We start from the raw sequence: 15,296 nt of genomic DNA on the forward strand, positions 1-15,296 counted from the left end.
ACCGTCGACATCATCGAGTTGGCCAAGATATTTGGTCGGTGCGGCTACGCGTCACACTGGGGACCTGCCGATGTCAGATCTGCCGTCAACGAGTGGTCCAAGCCGCACGCGCAGGTCCTCGGTGAGCGCCGAGGGTAGCGGAGGCACCTCACTCTCATCGAGATTCCCGCGACCGATCTCCGGCGGCACGCCGAGTAGAAAGTCGAGCCACTTCTCTCGCTCCTTTACGCGCCGGTATCGCGATGGGTCGATGGTGCGCTCCAGTAGCGGAGTGTCGATGAGGATGTGTCCATCGGCCCCGCCTGTCTCGGTCAGCCATCGCTCGGCGAGGGAGCCGTGGCGATCAACGCGCCCGACGCGTTGCTCCATGTCTGCGGGGTTCCAGCGTAGGTCGTGGTGCACGACGCGTCGGCACTGGCGCTGAAGGTTGAGGCCTTCCTGCATCGTCCGGTTCCCGACGAGGATCATCGGGAAGAACGGCGTGTTGAAGGCGTCCTGGATTTTCTGCCGCCGTTCGCCCTGGTTGCCTCGCGCCGCGAACTCGCCGAGGGGCAGTGCGTAGCGAAGAACCTCAGCGCGTTCCTCCTTGCCGAGTTGCGGGAGGTACTCCAGAAACTCGCCAAGGTGGCGGCGCCATGGACACGTTGGGTCCGTCCACCACGCCTCCAGTGCGTCCCGGAACGAAGCGGACGTGGCCTCCGACCGGCCTGCCCGCTCAAGCACGTCCACCACGAACGGGACCTGCCGCCGCGTAAAGAAGGTCCGTACCGCCTCGACGATGGCAACGCGCTCCGTCGCGTCCCACATCGTCATCTGCTCCCGGAATGGGAACCAGATGGATCGGCGGGAGGGGGCCAGGAGCGTGCGGAGAGTGTCTTCCGAGAGTGTCCACTCGATTGACAGGTCGGTTGCACCCGCCATGTCTTTTTCTTCGGCATCCTCGACGAGGCCGATCCCGAGACGAGGGTAGCTCGGGTCGAGGATCCGCAGAGGAAGACCGCCGTACTGACCGAAAACCTTCGTGCGGCGGCGCTCGAACCAGCGGGCGACCGCGACATCCACGCAACGCCCAGCCATCCGATAGTCGAGGCGGGTTGCGTTGGTGCCGCTCGAACGCTGCGACCGCAACACGTCGTTGGCATCGGCCACGAGCATGGAGACATCGCCCCACAACTCAAGCGGAAGTGCCGATTCGTCTGGCCTGAGGAACAGCGTGTGCGGGTACGATTCGCGGAAGGCGACGGACAGTTCATCCTGTCCACGCGTGAACCGCATCGCCCATCGTTGGAAGATGCCGACCTTCCGCTCGTCACCCGATCCGGCACCGAACACCGCCTCCATGTCTGAGCCCGGATACATTCGCTCCCACTGAGCGTGGAGTCGGTCCATCCAACGCTTCTCGATCTCCTCGTGGAGGCTGTCGATTGTCGCATTGCGCTCACAAAAAAGGAGGGATTTCTCCCACTTGTCCGCTGCAGACATTGCCGTTTCGAGGACACTAATGACCTTGGGGTGTACGTCGTCCGCCGCGACCAGGAGCTTCTGCAAAACGCTCTGGTACGCGACGGCTTCATCAGACGCGCCTTGCTCCTGCACCATCGCGCCCTTACGCGCCGCCGCGAAAGAGGACGCAATGCTCGTCTCAGCCGCCTCGACATGAGACCGGACCCCGCTGCGTGCGCGCGCCGTCATCAAGCGCTGGTACATCAGCAGCGGCACCACTGCCCCCTCCTCGGGCGCAATTGGAAGGGGACGATCGTGACGTCGCTCCCGCTTCCCTGGCTTGAGGCTGCGGATCGCCCACCGGCGGAAGCCGTGCTCGACGCCATGATCCTTCAAACGCCGAAGCTCCCAGACGTACCGTGCGAGCGTCGCCACGTTTGGGTCGTCGATGCACTCGAGGCCCGGCACCGCTTGTCGCGGGTCAGCGGTTAGCGGGGCAACTGCCGCACAGGCATACCATTCGGCAAAGGCCGACGCCTGGCGCGAATCTGCGAAGCGCCAAGCCTCTTCGAAGGCTTCATAGGTGCGTTGATAGTCTGCGATGGAGTGGAACAGGGCGTTCACGTCGTCGGGGAAGCCCGGCCGCACCTCGCTGGCACAGCCGAACAAGTCGAACACGCGCCGGAGTTCCTCTACGCCGAGTTGGAAGGGCGTGGCTGTGAGGAACGTCGCACCCTTGAAGCGGCCGCCGAGTACCTGCGCCACCGCCTGCGCCTGGACGGTCCAAGGGTTCTTCAGCTTGTGTGCCTCGTCCACGATGAGGAGGTCGAACTTCGGCAGTACTTTGCGCACAAGTTGGAACCTTACCCGATCCAACGCCTTTTTCACTCTCCACGCGTTTGTGAAGGCGTCGACGCCATCCGAATTGTAGAGGTCGTCGAGGCCCGCGTGACCTCCCCGTTCCCCCTTGAAGGCGGCGGTCGGCAGCCTCCCGAAATCGACCGCTGTCCGGCCAAGAAAGTGGTGCCCGTCGCACACCTGGACGCCGCTTGCCTCGATCCGGCGCCGGATCGCAGCGCGCGTGGGTCCGGCCAGTTCGAGGTGTGTGAACCACAAATCAAGTAGGAAGCCGCGCTCGGCATGGCCGCGTGCGCTCGTGAAGACGTTTATTGGAGCGAACACGACGCGATGCCGCGCCGTCGCGTCGGGCAGTTCGGTGATATGCCCAACCTCATGGAACGTGTCCTTCGGGAAGCCGCCGTAGAATCCCTTCTGCTGGAACGTCTGTGCGGAGCGGAGCCACTGATGGTTGAGGTCCGGCCCGGGAGTGACCACGAGGACGTGGGGCTTACGGTCCTCCCCACGAGCAATCTCGAACGCGCAGGCCAATAGCCCGAGCGCCTGGTATGTCTTCCCCATGCCGACCTCGTCGGCGAGTAGGACGCCCGGCTCGCGGTCAAGGATGCTGAGCGCGGCGAGGACGGTGTCCTCCTGCAGCCGGATCGCCGTGTCGGAGATCCGCTCCTGTTGCTGCAGCGCATCAAGGTGGAGGAAGCCCCGCAGCCAGGTCAAGTCGCGCGTCATAACCCCCCCTCGTAGAAGTTACTCAGGTCGGTGATGCCCGGCGTTCCAGGCGCGGGCACCGAGACGCTCTCTCGGATCCATTGCACGACTTCGTCGCGCAACGTCGCCTTGTCACTTCCCGTGGGGTCGCCGTCGAAGGTGACACGCTTGAGCACCCGCGCAAGCTCCTGGGCATAGATCCAGGCCTCTGCGCGCATCAGCTCCCCACGCTCCGGGGCTTCCACGATGCGCTCCGCCAGCCGACACACCCCACAGGGGCCCCGAAGCTGCGCCTGGAATGCGCCGAGTGACGGAGCACGGACGAGTTCCGCGCCGATGGACAGGAGCGCCCGGAACACCTCTCGTGGGCTAAGAGCCGTTCCGAAGACCGACGCGGTATCCGACGACACATCCCGTGCGGCGGCTGCGGCCGCGCGCCGCGCCGCTATCCCCGCCGGGGTGTACCGGCCCGCGTGGAGCAAAAGCAGCTCCTGGAGGTCGAGCTCGCCGGTGATTCCAGCCACGGGGAGATCAAGGACGTGTTCGATCCGGAGCGGCACCCGCGCGGTCACTCTGGCTTCGGGGTCGGTGACCTCGAGCTCGCAGCACACAGGGTCGAGGTCGAACTCATCGAACACGGATGCTGTCGCGGGCACGCTGTCGAGCAGGATGCGACGGTCCGCTGTTGGGTAGGAGAGCATCAATCGCGGCGCGCCGGGTCGCCAAGTCACTCGCACGCGGCGCTCTCGCGCGTCGAAGACAGCGTCGTCCACCCAGCGGGCAGGTGACGGCGCGAGAGCTGTGTACGATCGACCGTGCAGGGTCACCTGTTGCCGCGGCACCCACACGAGCCCGTCGCAAAGAAGGCCGAGGTGGTAGTGCCCATCCAACACGAGGTGCAAGGCGCATTCCACGTTGGCGCCGGTACGTAGGAGCGCGGCCGCGGAGGCGTTGGGGGAACCGACGATCACGTGTGTCCGCTTCTTCTTGCCCTCGGTAACGGCTACCGCAAGGAGCTTGCCATGCAGCGGCTGCCGGTAGATGCGCCCCTCGCGCCTGTGGATCTCGGGGAACAGCCAGACCCGCAACGACGCACGATGCGCGGCCCGGTTTAGGAGGTCCTCCGGTGCGAAGGCTTCCAACTGCCCGGTGGGCCACGCCTTGCCCTCAGCGCACAGTGCGTTGAGTTCGCGCGTGCTCCGCCGGCCTCCCGCGCGTCCGTCATTGAACTCGAAGTTGTGGCCAACGTGTCTCCCGAGCACGAACCACGAAGTGGTCTCCTTCCCTCGCGCCCCATCGACGACGCCCCACAGATCTCCAATGTGTGTGTCCAGATCGCGTGAATCGTCGCCGCCCGGCGCGACCGGGTTTCCCTCCCAAGATACGCCCACGTCGAGCACGAAACCGTGCGCACGCCGCCCCTCAGTAGCGTCAAGCAGGCGGTCAAATATCGCGCCGTCGGGTGGTGCCCCATCCTCCTGGTGGAAAGGAGCGAGCACGCCAATACGTTCGACCTTCGCATCGGGAGGCACCCGCGCGAGAAACGCATCGAGGAGCGGCATCTTGTCGTACGTGTGAAGCAGCCATGGCGCCGCCGTGTCCGCGTCGTCTTCCGGGCCGAGGCGCGGCCGAAGCTCGGCTAGGAACCGGCTCCAGGCCTCGCCGTGTGCGCCAGAGGCTTCCACGAAAGCCACGACCCGCCGGAGCAGCCCCGCATCACGAGCGTAGTCGAGGGGAAGCACCGCTGAAAGCTCGGCGTTGTCGCCATAGCCTCCTGGTGTGAGGTTTCCGGAACCGACCACCATCCGCGCACATGGGCCGTAGAGGAGGAGAGCGAGCTTTGGGTGAAATAGCCGCGCGGTATCTGCGCGTAGCAGGTCGTAGGGCAGGCGCTGGCCGCCCCGCAGCATCCCCGGATCGGCGATAACGAGCACCGGCGTCTCGACCAATTTGCGCCGTCCTTCGTCGAGGAAGCGCCGAGTGGCCTCGGTCGGATCCTCTTGGAGTTGAAGCACGGCTGCCAGGACCTCCTCCTCGAAAAACCGCGCGTCGAACGTATAGGAAAGGAAGACTGCGCCGTGACAAGCACCGGCCGCGCCAACGAGGCGACCGAGCGCATCCGTCGTAACGATGTTGCCCATCAGGTCACCCGCCCGAGGTCGTGCAAAAGCTCCGTCATGGTTCCGACCTTGTAGCCGACAACCCATACCCGGCCGTCGAGGCTCCATGATCGATAGTTGCCCGCCTCCAGCAGCACGCGGTCTCCGTCGAGGGCGAGCCACGCCCCGGATTTTCCCCGCGCCACCTGGACCTGCCGGTGCAGATCTAGGAGGTGGACCAGGAAGTCGTTCGGCCGAGTGGGGTCGAGCTTGGCCGCCGCCGCGGCGAAGGCCCCCCCATGCGCCTCTTCCCGCACCATCCGCGCAGCATCGGGTGTGTCACGCCACGCTGCCAAACAGCTCGCGACGTGGGCAGCAGCATCCACATCAAGCAGGCACGCAGCTGCCACCGTAGCGAACGGCGCCTGATAACCGCCGTCGAGCACGGCGCGGTACGCGCGGTCGAAGCATGCCCGGAGCGCGGAGGCGAGGTCACCAAACACGACCGCGACACGTGCGTTCCGAGCGACCTCCAGCGAGGGCTTGCCCCACTGGCCTGATGCTACCCCGTCAATGAAGGTGCGTGTGTCGGCGACGCCGTCAGCGCGTGCATCCACCAGCCATCGCGCCATCTCCGGCAACACCCGGAGCGCGATCGGCGGCGGATGCTCGTCGATCAGGAGCCCGCCGAGCCGCGCCTGCAAGTCTTTTCGCTGCCATATCATGGACAGGCGGCATCGACGACCGAGCGATTTCAACGTCGTCCGACCGTGGCTTTCGATTGCGTGGGTCGTGCCCGGCTTGAGGCATTCCCGGACGAAGCTGTCGAACTCGTCGCCCGCCTCGCCCTTCGCCCACATCCAGTCCGCCAACTCGGCACCGATAGGCGTCGGGCGAAGGACGTCCGGCGAGAGTAGACCGTGCTGTACCAGGGAACTCCGGTAGGCCCCCATCGCTCCCAGCTCGATCTGGCGGGAAATGAGTGGGTAGTCGAGGGCGAGGTGACCGCCCCCGCGCGACCGCCAAGCGCGTACCACGCCGTTCTTGCCCCGCATCGCGTCAGTGTTCGGAATTGCGCCGTCGAAGAACGCGCATATGGCGAGCGCCCAGAGCCGTTCCCATCGCTCGAACCACGTGCGCCGGTTGTCGTCGTTCGCGACCACTCCGTGTTCGTGGAGAAGATCGTCAACGGTGCGGAGGCCGTAGCAGACCATCACGTAGTAGAAGGCACGGCTAGTGCGGGTGGTGAATCCTGGCCAGAGGACATTGCCAATTTGCTGTTGAAGGTGGTCGATAGCGAGAGGATCCTCGGGGGTGAAGTCACCGCTGTCGAGACGGGGGGCGGACCAGCTGAGTGCCTCTATGGGTGAAATGGCGGAGGTCACTGTAGGGTTCACCACGTATGTTACCCGTTGAAAAATTATGGACTTGACCTGGCTCTTCGACCTTTCCGTGACGGGTGTCAACTGTCACGCTGCAGTTAATCGCGAGACGGCCATTCATCCCGACTTCAATGGCTTACGATTGCATATAATTTGCTACTGTGCAGTTTATCGTGAAACAAGGAACGGATTTATGCAGTTTATATGAGATTGTATGCCATTGACGTTGGGAAATATTCGCGTTCACCACGGCGTCAGAAATACGATAGTGGCCATCGGCGCGAAGTCGTTTAACCTCTAAGCACGCTTCGTCGACGTAGTCTTGACAATGTCTATTCCAATCTCACATTTGCAGCATATCTGAGACTGGATGGTTGTTGAGTCTCACAATTTACTGCAGCAGTTTTCACCAACCGGGTCAGTCTCACCATTACGTACAGCGCGACATCTATTACGAATTTTTCAATCTGGCGAAGTTCTGGAACAGGCTGTTCCGGCCATTGATTCGGTTGCGAACTAGCTTCGTCCATCGTCCCTCGAAGGGCGTCTTTCCGCCAGTGGGCGTCACCGACTTCGGACTCGCAAACTTCGTTGATTTGACCAAAATCCGCAAAGAGCTGAAATCCCCCTACAAGTGGTGATGCATCGCTTGTCCAACGGCCGGCAGTCTAAGGGGAATGCTTACGTCGGAAACAAATATTGTTCCGCGGATACGTCAGAAACGGACGCATCCTTTCCCAAACACGCGATCCAGATGACGTGCCGTGCTCCGCCACGCGCTCCGTTGGCGCGCACCCGGACTTCATCCACGTCAAAACCGGTCTTGCGAAGTCGCTGGGTGAAATTCCTGTCTGGTCCCGAAGACCATACGGCCAGCACGCCGCCGGGACGCAGCGCCGCGCGGGCGGCCCGCAGTCCTTCCATGTCGTAAAGCCCGTCATTGGCTTTGCGGCTCAGCCCCTCGGGGCCGTTATCGACATCGAGCAAGATTGCATCGTAAGTCGACCGGCCAGACCGTATCAGCCGGCCGACATCCGATTCCAGGATGCTGACGCGAGAATCCGTCAGGCTGCTTTGGAAGAGCTCCGCCATTGGACCACGGGCCCATGCCACGACGGCGGGCGCCAGTTCCGCGACGATGATCTCGGCCTCGGCGACGACTGCGGCAAGCGCGGCCCGAAGCGTGAAGCCCATGCCCAGCCCGCCGATCAGTATCCGCGGCCGCTCGCGGGTTTGAATTCTCGCGCAAGAGAGGGTGGCGAGCGCCTCCTCGGATCCGCTGAGGCGACTATTCATCAGTTCGGTTTGGCCCAGCCTGATGGAGAATTCGGCGCCGCGCTGCATCAGGCGGAGTTCGCCGCCTCCGCCGGGCATTTGCGCCTTGTCGAGCAGGGACCAGGGAATCAATGATAACTCTTCAGTCAGTTGCGAAACATTTTGCGCTAAAATATGCATTGGCTCAAAAGCGCGCGCTTGTCACGAAGGAACGGTCCATTGCGCCAGTGAGCGAGCCGTTAGGGGCGTTGCGTCACAACCATCCGCCACAGCTCCGCCCAGACGAGGGCGTCGGCTTCGGCGCGGTGGCGGCGATTTTGCTCCGCCTCTTCCCTGGCCTGATGCAGACGCACCTGATCGAAATTTCGATCCGCGGCCGCCCGCTCGAGCAAGATTCCGGGGTCGGTGCGGCGAATAATGAAAGACGGCTCGACGCCGGCCGCATCAAAAACCTGACGGAGCCACCTTTCGTCATAGGAGCAGGCGTCTGAGAAGAGCTCGCGGCCGGCAAGTTCAGCATTCATGATCCGGGCGATTTCTTCGACCCGCCGACCATGCTCGCGCAAATGCGCCAGCGAAATGCCGTGCAGCCTTTCCGATTTCGCGCTCCACGCGTCTCTGATTTTCCAGTCGGGCGCGGGACGAACGAGATGAGCGGCGGAAACGATTTCTTCGCTGTCCATGGCGACGAAAGCCCAGCCGATCTCAATGATATAGCCGTCGAGGCTCGACGCTTCACAATCGAAGAACACCGGCCAGGACAGGGATGGATCGCTGTTCATTTTAAAGGCATCCGACGGCGCACAATCAACAAGCAATATCTGTTTTGGCGGCGTATTCGCGGCGCATGTTTCAGGACTCTCAAAACCGCTCAAGGCGTCACGATGAATCCCTTCGCTATCCACGTTGGGCGCTTTTTTTTGCCTGCGCACGCGTCAGGCGCCTTTCCGGTGCGAGGCGCCTGTTTCGCGCGTATCCACATTCTTGCCAGCGCCGGGCGGCCGGAGACGGCAATCACCGTAGCTATCCGGGCAACACCTTGCCCTGCGTCATGAGGACCAGAAAAGCCTGCTTCGCGCCGGTTTCCTGACGATAGGTTTCAATCTGTGCGCGGTAGGATGCGAGTCGGCTGGCGTCGACCTCGACGTCACTTTTCCAATCTACGATCGCCTCGATATGCCCCTCGGGATCATAAGCGACAGCGTCGGCGATGCCGGAAATGATAATCTCGCGCTGATCGCCCTGGCGGCTCGCCAGGACCACGAGTTCGGGGACAAGCCGCGGACGCATTTCGGCAATTTCAGGAAGGTTCAACGTCCTGACGACGGTCGCTGCAATCTCCTCGGGCGCAATCCCGTCCTTCGCCGATTCAGATGGCGCAATCGCAAGCTGTATCAGAAGTTCCTTCGTGCGCGCGACGAGAGCAGGCGCGTCGTCCGGAGTCTCTCCGTTCAGCACTTCCTCGATCAGTTTGTGAAGGAGCGTTCCACGGGTCGCGCTACCGGCGACGGGTTGCCGCGCATCCTGGAATTCCTCAAGAGATTCGACGGTTGCAAAAACCGGTTCGCGCCGGAGTTCCGCAGCCTCGCTCGTTTCACTGCGGCTAGGCTGACGCCATTCGATCTTGCGATGGCTCTCGGTGATGCGCTGCGCTTCCTCGGCGAATATTTCGCGCGATTGAGGGTTTTCCTGAGGAAGGGAAGGCGACGGCATCGGGTCGCCGACCTCCTCGGGATCTATCGCTGGCTGCGATGGCAAGTCGAATTCGACAAGCTTCGCCCAGGCGCCGTTCGGCAAATCCGGTGAATGCCGCGGCATCACAAGGAGATCGCGCGCCCGCGTCGCGGCCACATACCAGAGCCGGACCCGTTCGCGATCGAGTTCTTCCGCGTTGCGGGTCTGTATATCTGCATAGACCTCGGGCGCGATTCCGAGAACGGGGATAGAGAACAGATCGGCCCTGCGGTCGTGCATGAGCCCGGAATCCGATTTCGGGCGGCCTGTCATGTTGATCGGGATCACGATGGGCCATTCGAGCCCCTTGGACGCATGGATTGTGATGAGGGCGACGAACTGCTCTTCGGCGTCCGGACGGCCCTCGACCTGACGAACCGCGTCCTCCCAATTCGCGCGCATGTCGCGCGCAAAGGCGCGCAGACCGCGAACATCATAGGCGCGCGACATGTCGAGGAAAACATCGATATTGGCTTGCGCGCGATCGGCGCCCGCCTTGAAACGCCGCTGAAGCTGCGCCCGGACGTTCAGGATGCCGACGGCGTCGCTCAGCAAGGCGTAAGGCGTCGTCGAGCGAGCTTGCCTGGCGAGAGATTGCAACGACCGGATAAGTCCGCTCGCGAGTTCATGGCCGATCTCGTCCGGGTCGGTCCAGAGATTGAGCTGGCGCAGACGATCCGGTTGATCTGGATCGACAGGCAGGCCTTCGGCGATCTCGAGCAATTCGGCTTCCGTCAGCCCGACCAGGGGCCCTCTCAGCAATGCGCCGAGCGCCAGCGTGTCGCGGCCATCGGCAAGCGTTCGCGTCAAAGCGATGAGATCCTTGATTTCCTGACGCCGGAAGAAGCCCTTTCCCGCCTGGGTCGAAACGGCGATGCCGCAATTCTCGAGCGCCTCCTCGAATCGCCATAGCTCTGTCCCCACGGGCGCAAGCAGGGCGATATCGCCCAGCCGGGCCGGCCGCAGCGCGCCATCACGATCTCGGACAAGACGATTGCCAACGAGCCGGCGGCAGAGTTCGGCGATCCGATCCGCCTCGGCGTCGCGCTTTTCGCTGGCTTTCGCATCGTCTTCGGTCGCGATTTCGAGCGCCGCCACCGCAAGAGTTTTCGGCTCGGCGGTGCGCGTTGCGGCCAGTTCCGTGAAACCCGGCTGGCCGAGGGCCGTCGACAACGGGGTTTCAAAAGCGGCGTTTACGAATGTCAGGATCGGTTCGACCGACCTGAAGTTCGCCGTGATTTTCAACAGCGCATCGGCGCCGATGGCGTCGCGCGCGCTGATATAGGCGTTCACGTCGGCGCCGCGGAAACGGTAGATCGCCTGTTTGGGATCGCCAACGAGAAACAGCGCCCCCGGCCGCAACGTTCGTTTGAGAGGAGCAGCATCGGGCTCTTCGACGGATTCGCCGCACAGGCGCCAAAGGAGGTCGATCTGCAAAGGGTCCGTGTCCTGAAACTCATCGACCAGAACATGGCGAAACCGCCCGGCCAGAGCCTGTCTGACGGTTTCACGCTCGCGCACGAGATCTCGCGCCGTGTAAAGCAGGTCGTCGAAATCGAGCAGCGCGGCGTCGCGCTTCCAAGTCTGCCAATTCGCGATGAGCCCGTCCATCGATCGGGCGACGCGCGCAAGGACCTCGGCGGCGGTCCGCGTACGGAGCGCGGCGAAGGCGTCGTGACACGCGTCGTAACGGGATTTGGCTTCCTGATGGGCTTCTGTCCCGGCTGCCTTCGGTCTACCCGCCGCAGCGGCGGCCGTTTGCCATCGGCCCAGCGTCCTAAGTTGCCGAGCCCCGCCGGCCTGCGTGAAGCAGGCGGACGGATTGGCGAGGTTCAGTATCCCGACCAGACCGCGGCAGGGCGCAGATGCGTCGCGGGCCAAACCGACGACGGTTTGACCGAGATCGACGAAATGCTGCGCCCTTGACGCCGTTTCCTCTTCCTGAAACTCGATGCGGGCAAGTTCAGCAGAAAAATTTTCCGTCGCTTTTGTGAATGTCTCGATGAGCGTTGCTGACCAGTCGATGGAGCCCGGACGCGCGTCGCGATTGCGCCGGCGAAAATCGGCGACTTCCCGAATGAGCTTAAGCCCTCCATCTTCGTCGGCGAGAACGAGCTCGGCGACGATGTCGTCGCCAGCCTCGCCGGAGAGCCGCTCGCGGATCCAGGCGTCGTAGATTTCGGCGAAGGCGAGGTCCCCCTCAACCGGATCGATGATCTCCGCGCCGGGATCGATCCCGGCTTCGACCGGATAGGGTTTGATCACCGACTGCGCAAAACCATGGATTGTCGTGCAGACCAGTTGGTCGATCAGCGTGTTCGCCCGGTGCAGGTTCTTCCTCTGCGCGGGGGAGATGCCTTGCGGAAAGGCGATGGCAAGATCCTCAGGGATCTTTTCGTCCACTAGGGCCGTGACGAAACGCGAGATGCGGCTCGTCAATTCGCTGGCTGCGAATTCGGTGAAGGTGATCGCCGCGATATGCTTCGGCTCAACGCCGCGGGCGAGTAGCATGGCGACGCGGCCGGCCATGATTGATGTCTTGCCCGATCCGGCCCCCGCCTCGACGAGAAGTGAGCGATCGAGTTCGGTGAGGGCGGCGAAGCGCGCCGCATGATCGGGGAGCTTTGCTTTCCTGCCATCCATCACGGCGCCTCCCAAATCTTCGTAGCTTGCCCGAGTTTTTCCGCCGCCGGCACGCTCTTTCGCGGCAGATAAGCGGCGCCGGCCGGCAAGGCGAACAGAAAATCGTTGTAAGCGTCCGCGGCGGCGATGCCCGGCAAGGCCAGTCCGGACTCAATATTCGCCCGCGCAAGGCCGATCGCAGCGGCGAGTTGCGACAGCGCCTCATCGACGTCCGAAAGGGGGCACAGGGGCTGCTTGTCTTCGGCGGCGCGCGGGTAGAGCAGCGCGGCGTCGACTCTAATGTCGGGCCCGATAAGCGTTTTGACGGCGAAGGCGTAGAGACAGCGCTGCAACTCATCGCCGCCCCTTATCGCGACATCCGCCATGTCATCGGGCAGCTTCCCTGTCTTGTAATCGACGACCCGGGCCGCGGAGCAATCGCCGGCGAGATCCAGCCGGTCGATATTGCCTTGAATGAAGACCCCCGTACCGGGAATCTCGACGCTGCGGGTCGGATCCCAGGGCATATCGGCCTGCGGCGGCCCATCCTGCCGTCCAAACGGTATTTCCGTCCAGCTCTTCTGCCCGCGCAGTAGCGGGAGCGGATAGGCGAGCGCTTTGAGCGTGAGGTTTTTCGCGTTTTCGAGCGCGGCGCCCCAGATCACGGGGGGCGGGGTTGGTTGTTCGCGCTCCCAGGCCAGTTTGACCGAAGCAATGGCCTCATCGACGGCTTGCTTCAACGTCGCCTCAGACGCGTGTCCGAAGCCGCCGGACGCCTCGAGCGATTGTACGGCTTCCTGCAGAATGCTGTGGACGAGAATGCCGAAGGCCAAAGCGTCGAGGTTCAGGGGCTCTTCAGCGACGTCCGGCTGCTTCCAGCCAAGGGCGTAGCGCCAGACGAAGCGGATCGGGTCCCGCAACAGAAGTTTCAGGGAAGTGGCCGACAGCGGCCCCTGAAACACGTCCTGGAGGCGCGGGCGTCCGGGACCAACGAGGCCGTCATGAGCGGTGATCTCCGGCCGCGACCAGTCCTCCCAGCAGGCGGCGCCCGATATTGCGATCGGGGTCTCCCTGAATTCGCCTGGCCGCGCCTGCAGCCGGTCCGATTCGCTGGCGGCATGCTCGGGCGTCCGCCCGCGGCTGAGATAGATCTCATCGAAGGCATTTATCAGAGGCGATTTGCCAAGTAGCCGGCCGCCGACGTCGCGCCGGCTGAAGGACATCGCAGCCGATTGCGCGCTGCTCAGGATTGTCAGAAAATCCCGCCGGTCGCCGTCGGCGACGGGTAGGGGGTCGAGCTCTTCGATTGGAATGATGTGATCCGGAATCAGCCTGTCTTCGGAAATCCGGCGGGGCCAACGACCGGAGTTAAGCGCCAGCAGTCGGACAAAGGGCCGCGTCGCGGAGGCGAGCGAAATCGCCGACGTCCAGATGACGTTCGCCGCCGGCTCGAGCCCATCGGGGATGCGGAGCTGCGCGAGGGTCACCGTCAACGCGGCGGCCGGCCCGTCGGCGAGCGCCTTCCGCCAGAGCGCGAGCGCTTTCCCGGAAAGAAGTCTTTCGCCTGTGTCCGCCGCTTCTTCGGGTCCCCGCTCGATGAGCTGGAGGACGTCCATCACGAGGTTCGAGCGGTCGATTCCCTCCGGCCAATCCTCAGTCGGGACCTGGTCGAACGCCTGCCGCCAGCGCTGGACGGTCGTGAGCGGGGCGTCCTTCGGCAGGACTCGCGCCCAGTCGTTCGGGAGCCCTGCGAGTGCCGGCGTCGTGTCAGGCAGGAGCTTGAACAGACGGCCGATCCGTTCCTGCGATACGCCTTTCAGCAGCGTTTCGGCCAGAGCCGCCGCGGTCTGCCCGTCCCGCGTCGTCACCGCGCGTAGGCCGTGGACGAAATGAATCGGAATATTGGCGTCCGCCGAGAGCGCCATGATGTGATCGTCGAAGTCGGCCGGGCTCGCGGCGGCGATGGCGATGTCTTCGGGACGAGCCTTGCCGCTGGCGATGAGTTCGCGCATCCACCGAACCGCCTCGAGCGCCTCATGCTGCGGCGTCGCGCATGAAAACAGCGCCACGGTCGGGGCGGGGGGCATCTCCCGGCGGATCTCGACCACCGTTTCCTCCACCCACGATGGAACGGACCTCGCCTCGGCGATCCAAACGACCGGAACCGCGTTGGCGAGCGCCAAAAGCAGGGGCCGCCAGCATGGCGACATTTCGCTATGGCCATGGATCTCCAGGGGTCCGATGACCGCCGGCGCATGACCGATGCGGGCGCAGGCGAGTTCGACGAGTCCGGCCGGGCGCTTCATCGAGGCGGGCAGACGCCGCAGCGTTTCAACTTCAAGCGTGCGCAGCGCCCGAAGACGAGGTTCGAGCGAAGCGGACAGATCGATCCCGGAGCGCCAGATCTTGTCTAGCGTATCGACCACGGCGCGAACCATGCCTGGAAGCGTCTTGATCGCGTCGAGATCGCCGAGGCTGCCGACAGACAACGCCTCTCGAACGGCGCTCTGGAGAGCATCAGGGTCGATCGGCTGCAGGAAGCCGCCGGCGAGCCGGCTCGCCAGCTGCGCCATGGTGAGGATCTGAACGCCATGCTCGCCGCGCCGGGCGGCGCCGACCCGCGCCATGTGGCCAGACAGTCGCGTGTGAACGACGATCGTTCGGCGCATTACCGTTCTCCAATCCGAGAAATCGTGATGAAAAGGGCGGGCGTCATGGTGATGTCATCGGTCCATTCGCCCGGCTGGAGGCGAAACGGGGCGCCGCCGAGAATATCGCGGACTTCCGGGTTGCTATCCCGCCGCGAGAATTCGAGCGTCGCGCCCAGTGCGTCTCCGTCGGTGAGGCCCAGCATCGCGCCGATCGCGCGGTCGATGCCGATCTCGCCGCCGCAGGAAAGCTCCGTGTAGCCACCTTGCCGGGCGTCGCCGCCAAAATACTCATTGGTCATGCTTGATCCGAAAGAAAATCGCATCGCGAAAATGAACAATAAGAATTATCAGGGCCTACTACGTCAGATCTGGGCGCAACCATTAAGCTTAACGAATTCGCGTCCAATTGTGACAATGACCCTTGCCGGCGCCAAAATCCGTATCCACAAAGACGTTGGGAGATTTTTTCCTGTTGAGTTGGGCAGAATCGTTCTAATCCAATTCAGTGTTCGACCGAATTGCACGGA

At 63.5% G+C, this 15,296-nt stretch carries 8 protein-coding genes; all 8 read right to left on the bottom strand.

From position 1 onward, the window contains the following. Nucleotides 1–51: 51 nt before the first annotated feature. The 8 genes from METAC_RS26675 to METAC_RS0100510 all read right to left on the bottom strand — a co-directional run bounded on the left by METAC_RS26675 (nucleotide 52) and on the right by METAC_RS0100510 (nucleotide 15,068). Nucleotides 52–3,027 carry an SNF2-related protein gene (locus METAC_RS26675; protein ID WP_026605541.1) on the bottom strand — a complete coding sequence of 992 codons (2,976 nt, stop codon included), beginning with the start codon at nucleotides 3,025–3,027 and terminating at the stop codon, nucleotides 52–54. Beyond that, on the bottom strand, nucleotides 3,024–5,147 hold the full coding sequence (locus METAC_RS0100475) for a phospholipase D family protein (RefSeq protein ID WP_026605542.1): 2,124 nt from the start codon (nucleotides 5,145–5,147) through the stop codon (nucleotides 3,024–3,026). Before METAC_RS0100475 ends, METAC_RS26675 begins: the two co-directional genes overlap by 4 nt. After that, on the bottom strand, nucleotides 5,147–6,490 hold the full coding sequence (locus METAC_RS24945; RefSeq protein WP_051335263.1) for a hypothetical protein: 1,344 nt from the start codon (nucleotides 6,488–6,490) through the stop codon (nucleotides 5,147–5,149). The genes METAC_RS0100475 and METAC_RS24945 overlap by 1 nt, the downstream gene beginning before the upstream one ends. Nucleotides 6,491–7,168: 678 nt before the next feature. Further along, entirely contained in the window at nucleotides 7,169–7,894 is a 726-nt protein-coding gene (locus tag METAC_RS21615; protein WP_051335283.1) for a spermidine synthase family protein, read from the bottom strand. 107 nt (nucleotides 7,895–8,001) lie between these two features. Next, nucleotides 8,002–8,544 (bottom strand): 3'-5' exonuclease, encoded by a 543-nt coding sequence (locus METAC_RS21620; RefSeq protein ID WP_051335264.1) that lies wholly within the window; start codon nucleotides 8,542–8,544, stop codon nucleotides 8,002–8,004. A gap of 241 nt (nucleotides 8,545–8,785) precedes the next feature. Then, nucleotides 8,786–12,139 (bottom strand): UvrD-helicase domain-containing protein, encoded by a 3,354-nt coding sequence (locus METAC_RS0100500; RefSeq protein WP_026605544.1) that lies wholly within the window; start codon nucleotides 12,137–12,139, stop codon nucleotides 8,786–8,788. Next, a complete protein-coding gene (locus tag METAC_RS0100505; RefSeq protein ID WP_026605545.1) occupies nucleotides 12,139–14,787 on the bottom strand; it encodes a PD-(D/E)XK nuclease family protein in 2,649 nt (882 codons plus the stop codon). The genes METAC_RS0100500 and METAC_RS0100505 overlap by 1 nt, the downstream gene beginning before the upstream one ends. Continuing rightward, a complete protein-coding gene (locus METAC_RS0100510; RefSeq protein ID WP_245257383.1) occupies nucleotides 14,787–15,068 on the bottom strand; it encodes an ADP-ribosylglycohydrolase family protein in 282 nt (93 codons plus the stop codon). The genes METAC_RS0100505 and METAC_RS0100510 overlap by 1 nt, the downstream gene beginning before the upstream one ends. Nucleotides 15,069–15,296 lie beyond the last annotated feature (228 nt).

Source organism: Methylocapsa acidiphila B2, assembly GCF_000427445.1.
In the GTDB taxonomy this organism is placed as follows: Bacteria; Pseudomonadota; Alphaproteobacteria; order Rhizobiales; family Beijerinckiaceae; genus Methylocapsa; species Methylocapsa acidiphila.

Bases quoted from the DNA above. Each gene is read 5' to 3' on its own strand.
- METAC_RS0100475 (WP_026605542.1), bottom strand. From the start codon at position 5,147: ATGGGCAACATCGTTACGACGGATGCGCTCGGTCGCCTCGTTGGCGCG.
- METAC_RS0100500 (WP_026605544.1), bottom strand. From the start codon at position 12,139: ATGGATGGCAGGAAAGCAAAGCTCCCCGATCATGCGGCGCGCTTCGCC.
- METAC_RS21620 (WP_051335264.1), bottom strand. From the start codon at position 8,544: ATGAACAGCGATCCATCCCTGTCCTGGCCGGTGTTCTTCGATTGTGAA.
- METAC_RS0100505 (WP_026605545.1), bottom strand. From the start codon at position 14,787: ATGCGCCGAACGATCGTCGTTCACACGCGACTGTCTGGCCACATGGCG.
- METAC_RS0100510 (WP_245257383.1), bottom strand. From the start codon at position 15,068: ATGACCAATGAGTATTTTGGCGGCGACGCCCGGCAAGGTGGCTACACG.
- METAC_RS26675 (WP_026605541.1), bottom strand. From the start codon at position 3,027: ATGACGCGCGACTTGACCTGGCTGCGGGGCTTCCTCCACCTTGATGCG.